The sequence below is a fragment of the Pseudomonas sp. 8BK genome, from assembly GCF_902506475.1.
Taxonomy (GTDB): Bacteria; Pseudomonadota; Gammaproteobacteria; order Pseudomonadales; family Pseudomonadaceae; genus Aquipseudomonas; species Aquipseudomonas anguilliseptica.
In genome coordinates this window covers 3,993,916-4,006,936 of record NZ_LR733252.1, presented here as the reverse complement: position 1 = coordinate 4,006,936, position 13,021 = coordinate 3,993,916, and the positions used below count along the sequence as shown (strand labels likewise).

Below are 13,021 nucleotides of genomic sequence, written 5' to 3'. Positions count from 1 at the left end.
TTCAGGCGGTTTAGGCGCTGACGGTTTGTTCCAGCTGCAGCAACGCGTCGGAGCGCGACTGCACTTCGCGGTAGCGCTCGGCATCGCTGGCGAGCACTGAACCCATGGCTGGGAAGATCTCGTTCAGCTTGCTGCTCCACTGCTCTGATTTGACCTGCGCGCCGAAGCAGCGCTGGATCAGGTCAAGCATGATCGAGACAGTCACTGAAGCACCTGGCGAGGCGCCGAGCAGGGCGGCGATGGAGCCGTCCTGGGCAGCTACCAGTTCGGTACCGAACTGCAGGATGCCGCCGTTCTTCGCGTCCTTCTTGATGATCTGCACGCGTTGGCCAGCCATCTCCAGGCGCCAATCTTCGGCTTTGGCCTCTGGATAGAAACCGCGCAGGGTTTCCAGGCGCTGTTCTTCGGACTGCAGCACTTCCTTGACCAGATAGCGGGTCAGGTCGAAGTTGTCGCGCGCCACTGCCAGCATCGGGCCGATGTTGTTCGGGCGTACCGAAAGTGGCAGGTCGAGGAAAGAGCCGTGACGCAGGAACTTGGTCGAGAAGCCGGCGTAAGGGCCGAACAGCAGCGAGGTCTTGCCATCCACAACGCGGGTGTCCAAGTGCGGTACCGACATCGGCGGCGAGCCGACTGCGGCCTGGCTGTAGACCTTGGCCTGGTGCTGTTTGACCACTTCCGAGTTGTCGCAACGCAGCCACTGGCCGCTGACCGGGAAGCCGCCAAAGCCTTTGCCTTCCGGAATGCCGGACATCTGCAGCAGCGGCAGGGCAGCGCCGCCGGCGCCGAGGAAGACGAACTTGGCCTGAATTTCACGGCTGCGGCCGTTCTGCTGGTCCTTGACGCTGACGCGCCAGCCATCTGCATTGCGCTTGAGGCCGACAACCTTCTGGCTGCAGGTCACTTTGGCGTCTGCCTGCTGGCCGAGGTGGTCGAGCAGGTGCTTGGTCAGGGTGCCGAAGTTGACGTCGGTACCGGCCATGACGCGGGTGGCGGCAATCGGCTCGTTCGGGTCGCGACCCGGCAGCATCAGCGGCATCCATTCGGCCATGGTGGCACGGTCTTCGGTGTATTCCATCTCGGCGAAGGCGTGGTGCGCGGTCAGCGCTTCGAAGCGCTTCTTCAGGTAGTCGATACCTTTCTGGCCGCGAACGAAGCTCAGGTGTGGAACCGGGTTGATAAACGACTTGGGCGAACCGAAGCGGCCTTTCTCGACCAGGTAGGCCCAGAACTGCTTGGATTCTTCGAACTGGGTGTTGATGGTCACCGACTTCTTGATGTCGATCGAACCGTCCGCCGACTCCGGCGTGTAATTCAGCTCGCACAGGCCCGCGTGGCCGGTGCCCGCGTTGTTCCAAGGGTTGGAGCTTTCGATCGCTCCGGAGGCCATCATTTCAAGCACTTCCAGTTTGATCGCCGGGTCGAGCTCTTTCAGCAGTACGGCCAGGGTCGCACTCATGATGCCGGCACCAACCAGCACCACATCCATTGTTTCGTAATCGTTTTGCGCCATTACCACTTCTCCGCAAACCAGCACTCAATAGACGTTAGTCAGCTTATGTATGCACACAGCCAATCAGCAGTCGGCGAGACGCTCAGGGTTGAAGGAAGCAGGCTTCTGGGGGCAGATGCCAACCGCGAGATCGTTCATTTTCGCCACACTCTTGTGAAGTTTTCCAAACCGTTTTTTCACGCTCTTTTGGAGTCGTGAACCTCAAAACACGTCTGCCTGGGCCGACTTTTCCACGATATGAAGCAACCACTGCAGCGACTGCATGGCATTTCACAGTGGGAAAAAGCGGCGGCCGGAAGGCAGCGCGAAGTGGGCGACTCTCTGGGGCGCGGCCGATGAATGGTGCATCAGCGTGACGGCAGGGCCCGAACAGGAGGCGTCCTTATAATCGGGGCGCGATTATAAGGGCAAAGCAGGAAAATTGATCGCCTGGCGTGACTTTTCTTCTTCCGCTGGTCAGGCTGCCAGCGTTTGTTGCAGGCGCAGGCATGGCGTGACCTGCACGGTTCTGACGCCGGCTGGCAGTGGTCGATTGAGCCAGCTCAGGCAGCTGTGTCGCACCTCAATCCAGCCGGAGCCTTGTGGCACCTGGGCTGACTGGCGCAGGGCGCGGCAAGTGCCTTGCGCATCGACCAGGGCAAATGAGCGCATTGGGCGGCGTGGGGCGAGCAGGTTGCGCAGTGAGAACATGGCGGATCACTCACAAACATAGAAGACTAAAGTCTTATGCCTGATGTGCATGACAAGGGCGTTACGGGAACCTGTGGGCGCGATAAACGTCCTAGCAAGCAGCGCTGTCAGGCATTTCCCGCGCTGGTTATACTGCGCGCCACTTCACCCCCTTATTTATGGAGAGTTGAGCATGCTGCATCGTCTGCTGTTTGGTCTGGTGGCTGTTGCCAGCCTTACTCTGGTGGGTTGCGCCCACAGCCCGCAACAACTCAGCCCACAACCCAAACTCAATAGCCCGCTGACTGCTGTTGGTCAGGGCCAGCCGGTGGTGGTGCGGGTGGCCGATGGTCGTCCTTCGCCTGTGCTGGGTACCCGTGGTGGCCTTTACCCGGAAACCAGCGCCATCAGCGTGACCGGCCAGGACATCCTGCCCAAGCTGCAGGCCCAGGCTGAAGCCGCTGTACGTCTGCTCGGCTTTACCCCAAGCGCGAATGCCTACAACGCACCACAGCTGACCCTGACCCTGGCCGAACTGAAGTACCAGTCGCCGAAAGAGGGCTTGTACGTGACCGAAGCGGACATGACCGCCACCTTCCGCGTGGATGTGCAAAACAGCAGCCGTCGTTACAGCGGTCGTTATGGTGCGTCGCTGAACCAGCGCTTCGGTATGGCGCCGAATCAGGCGACCAATACCAAGCTGATCAGCGATGTGTTGAGCGATGCCCTGACTCGTGCCTTCAAGGACCCGACCATCGGCCAGATGCTCGCGCAGTAAAGTTTGCGGCGGTAATAAAAAAGCCCGGACTATTCCGGGCTTTTTTACACCTGCGTTTTGCTGCCTTTCAGGCTGCCTCACTGTAGAACTCGGGCAAGCTCATGCCGGTGCGTGCGTCTATGTCGGGCAGGGCGTAATGCTCATGGCCGCCCATGGCGCAGTAGACCAGCCAGTGGTCGTCCTGCACATTGAAAGACAGTTCGTCGATGACAGCTTCTATGTCATCCAGCGAATCGATCAGGTAGTCACGGTCTTGCGGTTGCGCGTGCAGCATGGTGCGTTCCTCCATGGATGTTTAAGACCTGTCACCGTGCTCGAAGCCTTTTGGGCTAAGGCGTTGGGACGAGTGTTAGACCATAGCTCAGGAACATGACAGTGTTTAGACCGCTTGGTCATGGTGGCTGCGATTCGTCGGAATCGAACCGCGAGTACGGCAACCTTCGGTAGACTCCGCGGCCGTATTTGGATCGCTCGATGCTGCATCGGGTGTTTTGCTAACCAGGCGTGACGTTGACCGCATGCCTTATAGATGTAGTCGAGGTTGAGCATGTCGTTGCAAGCGCTCTGGTTGCTGATCGAAGGTCAGCCTGGGCAGTGGCTGAATGGGCTGGCGCTGTTTTTCGCCCTGGCGGGTGCCTGGCTGCTACTGGCTACCCGTCTGCGCGAGCAGCGTGCGCAGGCCCGCTTGCTGGCGGGCAATCAGTTGAATGAACTGGCGGATGAGGCCTATGCCTTTGATGAGCCGACACTGCGCCTGAATCAGTTTTTCTATCGCTTTGGTTATGCCTGCCTGGGGTCGTCATTGCTGCTGTCCTGGCTTAGCACACAGCTGTAACCTGGTTTCTCAGGCAATAAAAAACGGCAGCCATTGGCTGCCGTTTTTTCTGGCTGCGATTTACCTACAGCGGCAGACCAGCCTTGATCCGGTACTGGTTACGTACCGGATTGGCGTATTGCAGGATCAGGTAGGGCTGCTGCTCGCTCGGGCAGTTGGCCAGGCGTCGCTGCCATTCGTTCTTGGCTGCGCTGAGCTCGGCTGCTGGGAATAGCTCGGCGGCGTTGGGCACGGCCAGTTCCGGATCGCGATCTGCCCACATGGCATAGGCCAGGTAATGCACGGGAAACAGCCGATAACCGCTGAGAATCTGCCGATCCATTTCCGCTGCCAGCAGCTTGCTGTCTTCCAGGCCCTGGCTGACTGGCGCACCGAAGTGCACGTGCACGCGGCCTTTGTAGCCTGTAATGCCGAGGGCAATACTCTGGTCATCCTCGCCCGCCGCCTTGGTGTAGTTGCCAGTGCTGGCGCGGATAAACAGCTCGCGGGCCTTGGCCTGGTCGCAGGGGTCGTACTCGTAGCTGATCGATACCGGCGTCAGGCGCAGGGCATTGATCACTTCGGCGAACGGCTCATCCTTACGACTCATATGGAACATCTTGAGGATCGCCGAATCGGTGCGGTCATCACCATCCTTGGCGCGGCCTTCGGCCTGGGCGATCCAGATCGACTCGCCGTCGTTGCGGATCGAGTGATTAATATAGGCCGAGAGCAATTGGTAAGCCGCCAGCTTCTCGCGCCGTCCGCTGATCGAGCGGTGCACGATAAAGCTCTTGTTCAGGCGCATCAGGTCACTGACGAAGGGCTTCTGCAGCAGGTTGTCGCCGATGGCGATACGCGGTGTAGGCAGGCCCGCGTGGTACACCGCGTAATTGACGAACGCCGGGTCCATGACGATATCGCGGTGGTTGGCGAGGAACAGATAAGCCTTGCCGGCTTGCAGGTGCTCGATGCCGGAATAGCTCACGCCATCGGTGGCCTGCTCAATGGTGCGGTCGACATAATTCTCGATGCGCGCCTGCAATTGCGCCACCGAGCTCACGTCACGAAACTCAAGACGCAGGCGATAGGCTATAAGTGGTTTAAGCAGCCAGCCTAAAGGTGCCGCAAGGCGCGGGAAGCGGAACTGGGTGAGGATGCCAAGGAACGCATCGTCGGCCAGCAGGCGCGCCAGCACGGCAGGGACTTCGGCGTCGGCGTAAGGTCGGATGGCATCGAATTCGCCCATCATGCTCTCTTGTTGTGGTTGGCTGTGGAGATGCTTATTGCACCGCTCGTCACGCGTAGTAATGGCTCGTGCGCGACTGCAGGGCCAGCTATAGACCGGCGATTATAACGCCAAGTCACAAGGAGACAGCGATGCTGGAAAGCCAGGACTACCAATGTCCCTACTGTGGCGAGCAGGTAGAGGCGCTGCTTGACCTTTCTGCCGGCGATCAGCAGTACATCGAAGACTGTCCGGTGTGTTGCCGGCCCATCGTGTTTTCGCTGCAGACCGATGGTGAGGGCTGGAGCCTGGATGTGCGCGGAGAGAATGACTGATGCAGCGAATCTATGAGCCACAGGACCTGATGGAAGGCGAGCTGCTGCTGGGTATGCTGGCCAGTGAAGGGATCGAGGCCTATCTCACTGGGCAGCACCTGGCTGGTGCGGTGGGTGAGTTGCCCGCCTGCGGCTTGCTTGGGGTGATGGTTGAGGATGATCAGGCGTACAGCGCACAACAGCTGATCGCCGCGTACAATGCTGCGCTGCCGCTGCCCGGTGATGAGCCGGATAACTTCCAGGGTACGTTGCTCTGCTAAGAGCCTGTTACGGTCTGCGGCGCGTCGCCCCTGCTGCCTTTATTTCAAGTGTTATCGAGTTTCCCATGTGTGGACGTTATGCCCTGTTCCGTTGGACGCCTGCATTTGCGGCGACTCCCGGTTTTCCTGCTGATCAGTTGCCGCACTGGAGCATTTCGCCCAATAGCCAGGTGTTGTTGTTGCGCAACGTAGAAGGTGAGCGCCAGTTGACGCGTGCGCGCTGGGGGCTGACGCCGCCCTGGTTGACTGATCTGACCAAGACTCCGGCCCAGGCGCGTGCTGAGACTTTGGCCGAGCAGCCGATGTTTCGCGAAGCATTTCGCCTGCGTCGCGGCCTGTTGCCGGCCAACGGGTTTTACGAGTGGCGCGGCTCGGCGCGCAAGCGTCCGTACTGGCTCACCGGTGAGAGTACGCCGCTGTATTTTGCGGCCTTGTGGGAAGCCTATCCGGTTGAGGGTTGCGTTTATCTGAGTGCTGCGGTGGTGACTCAGGCAGCGGCCAGTCAGCGGCGGCCGTTGATTCTTGATGAGGCTGGCCAGGCTGCCTGGCTAGCTGCCGAGACACCGGCGGCCGAGTTGCAGGCTTTATTGGCGAGCCCGCAACCGGCGCTGCGCGAGCGGGTGCTGGCCAACCTGATCAATGATCCCAAGCTGGATGCGCCTGAGTGTCTGACTCCGGCCTAGGCCATTAACAGAGCGCAAAAGGACGTGCTGCCAGGCAGTCCGCCCTTTTTGTGGCCGGCCATCCCTGGCTGCTCCACTATGTGGCCGTTGCTGCGCAACATCAAAAATCGCTCCTGGCGATTTTTTGTTGCGGCGTGATCAGACCTTGAACTGGTTGATCAGGCGGCGTTGCTGCTCGGCCAGCTTGGTCAGCTCGGCGCTGGCCTGGCTGGCTTCGTCGGCACCGCCGGCCACTTCATTGGCCACCTGACCAATATTGGTGACGTTGCGGTTGATGTCCTCGGCCACTGCGCTCTGTTCTTCGGCGGCGCTAGCGATCTGGGTGTTCATATCGTTGATCACCGAGACCGCCTGGGTGATCGATTCCAGCGCTTCGGCGGCCTGGCTGGCCTGCTGCACGCTGATTTCAGTCTTGCTCTGGCTGTCTTCCATGACCGTGACCACATCGCGGGTGCCCTGTTGCAGTTGCTGGATCATGGTCTGGATTTCTTCGGTGGCCTTCTGGGTCTTTTGTGCCAGGTTGCGCACTTCATCGGCCACCACGGCAAAGCCACGGCCCTGTTCACCGGCACGTGCCGCCTCGATGGCCGCGTTGAGTGCCAGCAGGTTGGTTTGCTCGGCAATCCCGCGAATGGCCACCAGAATGGCGTTGATGTTCTCGCTGTCCTGGGCCAGCGTTTGCACCACAGTGACTGCACGGCCGATTTCCTGCGCCAGGGCGGCGATTGCATCGGCAGTGTGTTGCACCGTCTGCTTGCCCTGATTGGCGGCGCGGTCCGCATGATTGGCTGCCTCGGCCGCATGGGTGGCGTTGCGCGCCACGTCCTGGGCGGTGGCGGTCATTTCATGCACGGCGGTTGCGACTAGTTCGATCTCCGCCAGCTGCTTCTGTACGCCCGTGTTGGTGCGGATGGCAATGTCGGCGGTGTGTTCGGAGGAATCGCTGACTTTCTGTACCGAGCTGACTACTTGAGTAATCATGCTTTGCAGCTTGCCGAGGAAGGTATTGAAACCCTTGGCAATATCACCCAGTTCATCACTGCGGTTCACGTCCAGGCGGCGGGTCAAGTCGCCGTCGCCCTGGGCGATATCGTCGAGCATGGTCACCATCTGCCGCAGCGGGCGGGCGATGCCATAGCCGACAAACCAGATCACCAGCATGCCAATGCTGGCCACCAGCAAGCCCACCAAAGCCATGCCGAGGGTGTCAGCCTCAGCTTGCTCAGTAAGGCCGACCTGTAGCGCATTCAGGTCTGCGAATACCGCACGGGTCGGCAGCACGATGGCCAGGGTCCAGCGTGTCGAGGTACCGGCAACCTGGAACGGCAGCAGCAGTTGGAGGAGTTGGCGTTCTTCGTCGAGCTTGTTGATCGGCTGGTCGTTACTGCTCTGCTTGAGCTGACTCAGCAGCTCGGCATCAATGGCCTTGCTCGCCGGCTGGCCAATCAATGCTGCGTCCTGGGTTGCGGCGATCAGGGTGCCGTTGGAGGCAATCAGGGCCAGCTCCCCGGCGCCGTCATACAGCTCGGTTTTGGCGGTTGTGAGCAGTTCTTGAATAAAGTCCAAGGCCAGATCATTGCCGGCAATGCCGCGGAACTGGCCATTGACCATGATCGGCGCGTTGAAGGCGGCGACCAGTACCTGCTTGCCGCCAAAGTCGTAGGAGGCCGGGTCAATCACGCAGGGCTTGCCGGTTTCCTTGGGGCACAGGTAGTACTCGCCTGTGCGCACGCCGGTAGGTTGAACCTCCTCGCTTTCCATCTGTTCCACAGTCAGGCCGTCGAGCTTCAGTTGGTCGCCATCCCGATACCACCACGGCATAAAGCGACCGGTGTGGTCGTAGCCGCTTTCCTTCTGATTGACGTAGAGGTCGTCGTCCTGATCGAAAGCGTTGGCCTCCCAGCCGATGTAGAGATCAAGTAGTTCCGGGTTGGCCTTGAGGTACACACCGACCAGATTGCTCAGCTCTTCGCGGGTCAGGCTGATGCCGGGGCTGCCATCAGTGCTGCCCATCTGGCTGTTGAGGGTGGCCAGGGATTTGGCGACGGTCATGGGGTGTTCAAACTGGCGCTGCAGCTGGCCGACCTGAGCTTTGGCCAGGGCGTTGAGGCGTTGGTCGATCACACCCTCTAACAGGCTCTGGGTGCGCTCTTGAACCTGGGTCTGGGTGCGCGCTCCGGCGAATAGGGCGTAGAGCACCAGGGCGACGACGACTGCCAGGATGCTGGCCCCTGCCATAAGTGCTACGGAGGACTGGATCGACTTGAATCGCATAGGGACTCCTCAGCGTGTCAGTTGCGCCTGTCCCTGGCTTATCGGCAGCGTAACTTCAAAGCATTAGTTCGCCGCTGTATCTAGCAAAGAGCCTGGAGGGCCATAGTGCAAGTCGTGCGGGTTGTGTTGCCCTGGTGCACGGCCTAGCATACGGTCCCTGTCGTGAAGGAGAACTGACATGAATACTCCATTTCGTCTGGCCAGCCTGGTGCTCTGCAGCCTGCTGACGGCTTGCCAGGCTGTGAACACCACCAGTGGCGGCGCCGTAGGTGTTGAGCGCAAGCAATACATGTTCAGCATGCTCTCGACCCAAGAGGTCAATCAGATGTATGCGCAGTCTTACCAGCAGACCCTCGGCGAGGCGTCCAGCAAGGGCGTGCTGGATAAAACCAGCAATAACGCCAAACGTCTGCGCACCATTGCCAATCGCCTGATCAAGCATGCCCCGTTGTTCCGTCCGGATGCGGCGCAGTGGCAATGGGAGGTCAACCTGATCAAGAGCCCTGAGCTGAACGCCAACTGCGGTCCAGGCGGCAAGATCATTTTCTACAGCGGGATTATCGAGAAGCTCAAGCTCACCGACGATGAGATCGCTGCGATCATGGGCCACGAAATGGCCCACGCCCTGCGCGAGCACAGCCGTGAGGCAATGTCCAAGGCCTATGGTGTCGAGCTGGCGAAACAGGGCGCGGGTGCCTTGCTCGGCCTGGGCTCCGACAGCTTGGCCCTGGCCGATGCGGCCGTGCAGTACGGCATGATGCTGCCCAACAGTCGTGGCAATGAGAACGAGGCCGACCTGATCGGCCTGGAGCTGGCAGCCCGTGGAGGTTACAACCCTAATGCCGCGGTCAGCCTGTGGCAGAAAATGGCCGCCGCCAGCGAAGGTGCCCCGCCTGAATTTATGAGTACGCACCCTTCGTCGAGCAGCCGAATCGCTTCTCTGCAGGCGGCAATCCCCAAGGTGATGCTGTTGTATGAGAACGCGCGCTAAAACGCGGTAAACAAAAAGCCCCCGATTGGGGGCTTTTTGTTGGGGGTTATTTGTTCAGGGCAGCGCCTTGGCGGCAAAGGGTTGGGTGGCCAGGCCCAATTGCGAACGGAAGCTTTCCATGTCGAACATGGTGCAGATTTCCTGAATCTCATTGCTTGGGGTAATGGTCCAGAAGGCCATGGCCGAAATGCTCAATACTTTGTCACTGGGCGGATAGCCAAGTGCGGGTTTCTGGATGGTGCCGATCAGGGTGCTCCAGGTAACGACCTTGTTGTCCTCGGCGATGCATTCCTCGATCACCACCTGCAGATCCGGCATGGCATGGCGGATGTCCTGCACCATCTGGGCAAAGGCGGGGCTGGTCAGTGGCCGGCCGATAAACGAGCTTTTGTAGAGAAAGTCTTTGCTGTGCAGTTGTTCTGCCAGCGCGGTGCGGCCTTTGTTCCACGACAGGTCGATATGATGGCGTACCAGTTTTTTCCGATCATCCAGTGACATAGGTGTCTCCCTGACGGCTGAGTGGGCAGGATGTTGCGCACTGTAGCAGCCGTCTGGAAGCCGAGGTATTGGCCGAAACGCCAGTGTACTGGCGTCAACTTGATGTCAAATCAGCCCGCTGAATTTCAGCGCCTGATACCCCGCATACATGGCTAGCACTGCAAAGGCGCAGGCGGCCAGGCGGCGAATCAGGGTCAGTGGTAAACGTTCCGCCGCAAAGTTGCCGGCCAGAACCACCGGCACGTTGGCGATCAGCATGCCCAGAGTGGTGCCGATCACCACCAGAATGAAGTGCGGGTACTGCGCGGCCAGCATCACCGTGGCGACCTGGGTCTTGTCGCCCATCTCCGCGAGGAAGAAGGCGATCAGGGTGGTCAGAAACGGCCCGTAGCGCTTGAACTTGGAGCTTTCGTCGTCATCCAGCTTGTCCGGGATCAGCGTCCACAGCGCTACGGCAACAAAGCTTGCGGCAAGAACCCAACTCAAGGTGGCGGGAGAGAAGAAGCTGGCAACCCAGTTGCCGATAGCGCCGGCGGCGAAGTGATTAGCCAGGGTGGCGACCACAATGCCCCAAATGATCGGCCAGGGTTTGCGAAAGCGTGCGGCCAGTAGCAGTGCGAGCAGCTGCGTTTTGTCGCCGATTTCGGCCAAGGCAACGATAAAGGTGGGAACAAACAGGGATTCGAGCATCAGGCTTTCCTAAAGGGGCGGGTCGACACGGCTATGACACGTACAGCCTTCCCGCCCCGGGTAAGGTGTGCGTGTCATAGGTCTTGTCAAACCGCAGGCCCCTCTGAGTGGGCCTTGGGTCGCACGCGCCATGCTCTGCCGAGCAAGTATGTTGACGCGTGCCGGGCGAGCTGGCGCTCGCGGGAGACTACTCCCCTAGGACGCGCGCATTCTGCCCACGCATCCGTGATAGGGCAAGCCCCGTTTCAGCCTTTGCTGGCGCGGTAGATGCGAAAGCCCTTGGCGTCGGCCAGGATCTGGCAGGGGCCGAGGTGCTGTTCGATCAGCGGCGGGTATTTGAGAAAGCTGTTGGCGACCAGGCGCAATTCGCCTTTGCTGGCCAGGTGCTGACTGGCCTGACGCAGCAGGTGTTCGGTGGCCTGGTAGTGGGTGTGTACGCCCTGGTGAAAGGGCGGGTTGCTGAGGATCGCACTCAGTCCCGTGGGCGCCGCATCGATGCCGTCAGCATTGATAACATCGGCTTCAAGGCCGTTGGCAGCCAGAGTCAGGCGGCTGCTTTCGATGGCAAAGGCATCGACATCCAGCAGGGTGATCTGGCTGTCCGGGTAGCGGCGTTTCAGCGCTGCGCCGAGCACGCCGGCCCCGCAACCGAAATCCAGGATATGCCCGCTGGGTAAACCGTCGAGGTGTTCAAGCAGCAGGGCGCTGCCAACGTCCAGTCGGCCATGGCTGAATACGCCAGGCAGGCTGAGCACCTGCAGCGGCCCGTCAGCCAGGGCGAGTTCGTAGCGTTGTGCCAGGTTGTGCAGGTCCGGCGCGGCGGGTGCGTGCTCAACCCGTACCTGCCAGAGCTGGCAGTGCCGTGCGCTGTCGAGCTTGCGTGCCTGGCCGAAGGTCGCCAGCTGTTTGGCAGCGCGTTCAATGCCGGCGCGTTTTTCACCGACCAGAAACAGCTCGCGTCCGCCTAGGCGCGCCGCCAGGGTATTGAGCAGGTATTCGGTCAGCTCGCGGGATTTCGGCAGAAACAGCACGGCGGCCTGGAATGCCTTCTCCGGCGGGCTGACGCCGAAGTGGCAGCGCCCGGCAAAGCGTGCCTCGCGCAACGCGTGTTCGCCTGCATGCCAGCTCCAGCCGTAGGCTTCGGGGAATTGACCGAGTAGGTCATCCGCCGGCAAGCCGGCAAGCAGTAGTGGGCCGTTGAACAGATCGGCCTGGCGCAGCAGTACTTCGCTTCGCGGGTCCATAAGCGCTCCTGGAAAAAAGTCGCGTAGCTTAGCTCACCACACGGATGGCTGCTCCGTTGAAAAATGCCAAGGCGTTTTCACTGAGCTGGCCGACGATACGTTGCCTCGCCTCGCGGCTGCCCCAGGCGCTGTGCGGGGTGATGATCAGCCTTGGAATATCGGCGGCGAGCAAGGGGTTGCCGTCTTCCGGCGGCTCCTGGATCAGTACATCGGTGGCTGCGCCGCCCAGGTGGCCGGCGCGCAGTGCGTCAGCCAGGGCCTGTTCGTTGATCAGCCCGCCACGGGCGGTATTGATCAGAAAGGCCGTGGGCTTCATCAGGCCGAGTTCGCGGGCGCTGATCAGGTTCAGGGTGTCGTTGTTCAACGGACAGTGCAGGGTAAGCGCATCGACCTGGGGCAGCAGCTCATCCAGTGGCAGACGGTCGGCACGTGGCGGTCGACCGGGCAGCTGACCGAGCAGCACACGCATGCCAAAGGCTTCAGCCAGTTTGGCCACCGCGCCACCCAGTTCGCCATGACCGAGCAGGCCGAGGGTTTTTCCGTGCAGTTCGATGATCGGATAATCGAGCAGGCAGAACTGCTGCGCCTGCTGCCAGCGGCCGGCGCGAACATCCTGCTGGTAATCGGGCAGCCGCGTGGCCAGCGCCAGTAGCAGCATCAAGGTGTGCTGCGCCACCGATGGCGTGCCGTAGCCCTGGCAGTTGCAAACGGTTACGCCGTGAGCGCGGGCGGCGGCCAGGTCAATTGGGTTGGTGCCGGTGGCAGCCACCAGTACCAGCTTCAGTTCTGGGCAGGCGGCGAATACCTCGGCATTCAGCGGCACCTTGTTGCTGATCGCAACCTGTGCGCCCTGCAGGCGTTCGATGGTTTGCGCCTGGGGGGTGTGTGGATACAGCAGCAGGTCGGCAAAGCAGCCGCTCAGGCTGGACAGGTCAAGGTCGCCCAGGTCGAGTGAGCTGTGGTCGAGAAAGACTGCGCGGTGACTGTTACTCATCAGCTGTATCTATCCTACGGGTTTGGGCGGGGAGTAAGGTGGCGAGCCTA

The 13,021-nt window shown here is 60.6% G+C and carries 15 protein-coding genes, 1 pseudogene and 1 riboswitch; of the genes and pseudogenes, 6 read left to right on the top strand and 10 right to left on the bottom strand.

Annotated features, from left to right (window positions below):
* Positions 1-10 precede the first annotated feature (10 nt).
* Positions 11-1,513 (bottom strand): malate dehydrogenase (quinone), encoded by a 1,503-nt coding sequence (gene mqo, locus ACIN8IBEIGE_RS18705; protein ID WP_160015961.1) that lies wholly within the window; start codon positions 1,511-1,513, stop codon positions 11-13.
* Positions 1,514-1,969: 456 nt separating this feature from the next.
* Positions 1,970-2,203, bottom strand: a complete 234-nt coding sequence (locus tag ACIN8IBEIGE_RS18700; protein WP_160015960.1) for a hypothetical protein — start codon at positions 2,201-2,203, stop codon at positions 1,970-1,972.
* Between the two features lie 172 nt (positions 2,204-2,375).
* On the opposite strand from ACIN8IBEIGE_RS18700, the gene ACIN8IBEIGE_RS18695 reads away from it, so the two are divergent.
* Positions 2,376-2,960 (top strand): YajG family lipoprotein, encoded by a 585-nt coding sequence (locus tag ACIN8IBEIGE_RS18695; protein WP_090375928.1) that lies wholly within the window; start codon positions 2,376-2,378, stop codon positions 2,958-2,960.
* Between the two features lie 67 nt (positions 2,961-3,027).
* On the opposite strand, the gene ACIN8IBEIGE_RS18690 is transcribed toward ACIN8IBEIGE_RS18695, so the two are convergent.
* Entirely contained in the window at positions 3,028-3,234 is a 207-nt protein-coding gene (locus ACIN8IBEIGE_RS18690; RefSeq protein WP_160015959.1) for a hypothetical protein, read from the bottom strand.
* Positions 3,235-3,507: 273 nt separating this feature from the next.
* Here ACIN8IBEIGE_RS18690 and ACIN8IBEIGE_RS18685 point away from each other — a divergent pair, with 273 nt between their 5' ends.
* Positions 3,508-3,795, top strand: coding sequence for a hypothetical protein (locus ACIN8IBEIGE_RS18685; protein ID WP_160015958.1), 288 nt, complete (start codon positions 3,508-3,510; stop codon positions 3,793-3,795).
* Positions 3,796-3,859: 64 nt separating this feature from the next.
* On the opposite strand, the gene ACIN8IBEIGE_RS18680 is transcribed toward ACIN8IBEIGE_RS18685, so the two are convergent.
* Complete coding sequence (locus ACIN8IBEIGE_RS18680) at positions 3,860-5,026, bottom strand: 1-acyl-sn-glycerol-3-phosphate acyltransferase (protein ID WP_178124375.1); 1,167 nt, start codon at positions 5,024-5,026, stop codon at positions 3,860-3,862.
* A 128-nt stretch (positions 5,027-5,154) separates the two neighbouring features.
* Here ACIN8IBEIGE_RS18680 and ACIN8IBEIGE_RS18675 point away from each other — a divergent pair, with 128 nt between their 5' ends.
* The 3 genes from ACIN8IBEIGE_RS18675 to ACIN8IBEIGE_RS18665 all read left to right on the top strand — a co-directional run bounded on the left by ACIN8IBEIGE_RS18675 (position 5,155) and on the right by ACIN8IBEIGE_RS18665 (position 6,280).
* Positions 5,155-5,337, top strand: coding sequence for a CPXCG motif-containing cysteine-rich protein (locus ACIN8IBEIGE_RS18675; protein ID WP_160015956.1), 183 nt, complete (start codon positions 5,155-5,157; stop codon positions 5,335-5,337).
* Positions 5,337-5,597, top strand: a complete 261-nt coding sequence (locus ACIN8IBEIGE_RS18670) for a putative signal transducing protein (protein WP_090375913.1) — start codon at positions 5,337-5,339, stop codon at positions 5,595-5,597. Before ACIN8IBEIGE_RS18675 ends, ACIN8IBEIGE_RS18670 begins: the two co-directional genes overlap by 1 nt.
* Positions 5,598-5,662: 65 nt before the next feature.
* Complete coding sequence (locus ACIN8IBEIGE_RS18665) at positions 5,663-6,280, top strand: SOS response-associated peptidase (protein WP_160015955.1); 618 nt, start codon at positions 5,663-5,665, stop codon at positions 6,278-6,280.
* Between the two features lie 138 nt (positions 6,281-6,418).
* Here the strand turns inward: ACIN8IBEIGE_RS18665 and ACIN8IBEIGE_RS21290 are convergent, their stop codons facing one another.
* Together ACIN8IBEIGE_RS21290 and ACIN8IBEIGE_RS21285 are read right to left on the bottom strand one after the other, a co-directional pair.
* Positions 6,419-7,261: a methyl-accepting chemotaxis protein gene (locus ACIN8IBEIGE_RS21290; protein ID WP_372240026.1), complete on the bottom strand. Its 843-nt coding sequence runs from the start codon at positions 7,259-7,261 to the stop codon at positions 6,419-6,421.
* Between the two features lie 15 nt (positions 7,262-7,276).
* Positions 7,277-7,441 (bottom strand): annotated as a pseudogene (locus ACIN8IBEIGE_RS21285) (HAMP domain-containing protein); the annotation flags it as partial.
* A 1,291-nt stretch (positions 7,442-8,732) separates the two neighbouring features.
* On the opposite strand from ACIN8IBEIGE_RS21285, the gene ACIN8IBEIGE_RS18655 reads away from it, so the two are divergent.
* Complete coding sequence (locus ACIN8IBEIGE_RS18655) at positions 8,733-9,545, top strand: M48 family metallopeptidase (protein WP_160015953.1); 813 nt, start codon at positions 8,733-8,735, stop codon at positions 9,543-9,545.
* A gap of 54 nt (positions 9,546-9,599) precedes the next feature.
* On the opposite strand, the gene ACIN8IBEIGE_RS18650 is transcribed toward ACIN8IBEIGE_RS18655, so the two are convergent.
* The 4 genes from ACIN8IBEIGE_RS18650 to ACIN8IBEIGE_RS18635 form a co-directional block, all read right to left on the bottom strand.
* A complete protein-coding gene (locus ACIN8IBEIGE_RS18650; RefSeq protein ID WP_090375907.1) occupies positions 9,600-10,043 on the bottom strand; it encodes a ketosteroid isomerase-related protein in 444 nt (147 codons plus the stop codon).
* Between the two features lie 105 nt (positions 10,044-10,148).
* On the bottom strand, positions 10,149-10,733 hold the full coding sequence (locus ACIN8IBEIGE_RS18645; RefSeq protein ID WP_160015952.1) for a TMEM165/GDT1 family protein: 585 nt from the start codon (positions 10,731-10,733) through the stop codon (positions 10,149-10,151).
* A gap of 8 nt (positions 10,734-10,741) precedes the next feature.
* Positions 10,742-10,944: riboswitch (yybP-ykoY riboswitch) on the bottom strand.
* A gap of 34 nt (positions 10,945-10,978) precedes the next feature.
* On the bottom strand, positions 10,979-11,977 hold the full coding sequence (locus ACIN8IBEIGE_RS18640; RefSeq protein ID WP_160015951.1) for a class I SAM-dependent methyltransferase: 999 nt from the start codon (positions 11,975-11,977) through the stop codon (positions 10,979-10,981).
* Between the two features lie 28 nt (positions 11,978-12,005).
* On the bottom strand, positions 12,006-12,971 hold the full coding sequence (locus tag ACIN8IBEIGE_RS18635) for a 2-hydroxyacid dehydrogenase (protein ID WP_160015950.1): 966 nt from the start codon (positions 12,969-12,971) through the stop codon (positions 12,006-12,008).
* Positions 12,972-13,021 lie beyond the last annotated feature (50 nt).

Excerpts from the sequence above, each read along its gene's own strand:
- mqo (WP_160015961.1), bottom strand. The coding sequence starts at position 1,513 with ATGGCGCAAAACGATTACGAAACAATGGATGTGGTGCTGGTTGGTGCC.
- ACIN8IBEIGE_RS18700 (WP_160015960.1), bottom strand. The coding sequence starts at position 2,203 with ATGTTCTCACTGCGCAACCTGCTCGCCCCACGCCGCCCAATGCGCTCA.
- ACIN8IBEIGE_RS18695 (WP_090375928.1), top strand. The coding sequence starts at position 2,376 with ATGCTGCATCGTCTGCTGTTTGGTCTGGTGGCTGTTGCCAGCCTTACT.
- ACIN8IBEIGE_RS18690 (WP_160015959.1), bottom strand. The coding sequence starts at position 3,234 with ATGCTGCACGCGCAACCGCAAGACCGTGACTACCTGATCGATTCGCTG.
- ACIN8IBEIGE_RS18685 (WP_160015958.1), top strand. The coding sequence starts at position 3,508 with ATGTCGTTGCAAGCGCTCTGGTTGCTGATCGAAGGTCAGCCTGGGCAG.
- ACIN8IBEIGE_RS18680 (WP_178124375.1), bottom strand. The coding sequence starts at position 5,026 with ATGATGGGCGAATTCGATGCCATCCGACCTTACGCCGACGCCGAAGTC.
- ACIN8IBEIGE_RS18675 (WP_160015956.1), top strand. The coding sequence starts at position 5,155 with ATGCTGGAAAGCCAGGACTACCAATGTCCCTACTGTGGCGAGCAGGTA.
- ACIN8IBEIGE_RS18670 (WP_090375913.1), top strand. The coding sequence starts at position 5,337 with ATGCAGCGAATCTATGAGCCACAGGACCTGATGGAAGGCGAGCTGCTG.
- ACIN8IBEIGE_RS18665 (WP_160015955.1), top strand. The coding sequence starts at position 5,663 with ATGTGTGGACGTTATGCCCTGTTCCGTTGGACGCCTGCATTTGCGGCG.
- ACIN8IBEIGE_RS21290 (WP_372240026.1), bottom strand. The coding sequence starts at position 7,261 with ATGATTACTCAAGTAGTCAGCTCGGTACAGAAAGTCAGCGATTCCTCC.
- ACIN8IBEIGE_RS18655 (WP_160015953.1), top strand. The coding sequence starts at position 8,733 with ATGAATACTCCATTTCGTCTGGCCAGCCTGGTGCTCTGCAGCCTGCTG.
- ACIN8IBEIGE_RS18650 (WP_090375907.1), bottom strand. The coding sequence starts at position 10,043 with ATGTCACTGGATGATCGGAAAAAACTGGTACGCCATCATATCGACCTG.
- ACIN8IBEIGE_RS18645 (WP_160015952.1), bottom strand. The coding sequence starts at position 10,733 with ATGCTCGAATCCCTGTTTGTTCCCACCTTTATCGTTGCCTTGGCCGAA.
- ACIN8IBEIGE_RS18640 (WP_160015951.1), bottom strand. The coding sequence starts at position 11,977 with ATGGACCCGCGAAGCGAAGTACTGCTGCGCCAGGCCGATCTGTTCAAC.
- ACIN8IBEIGE_RS18635 (WP_160015950.1), bottom strand. The coding sequence starts at position 12,971 with ATGAGTAACAGTCACCGCGCAGTCTTTCTCGACCACAGCTCACTCGAC.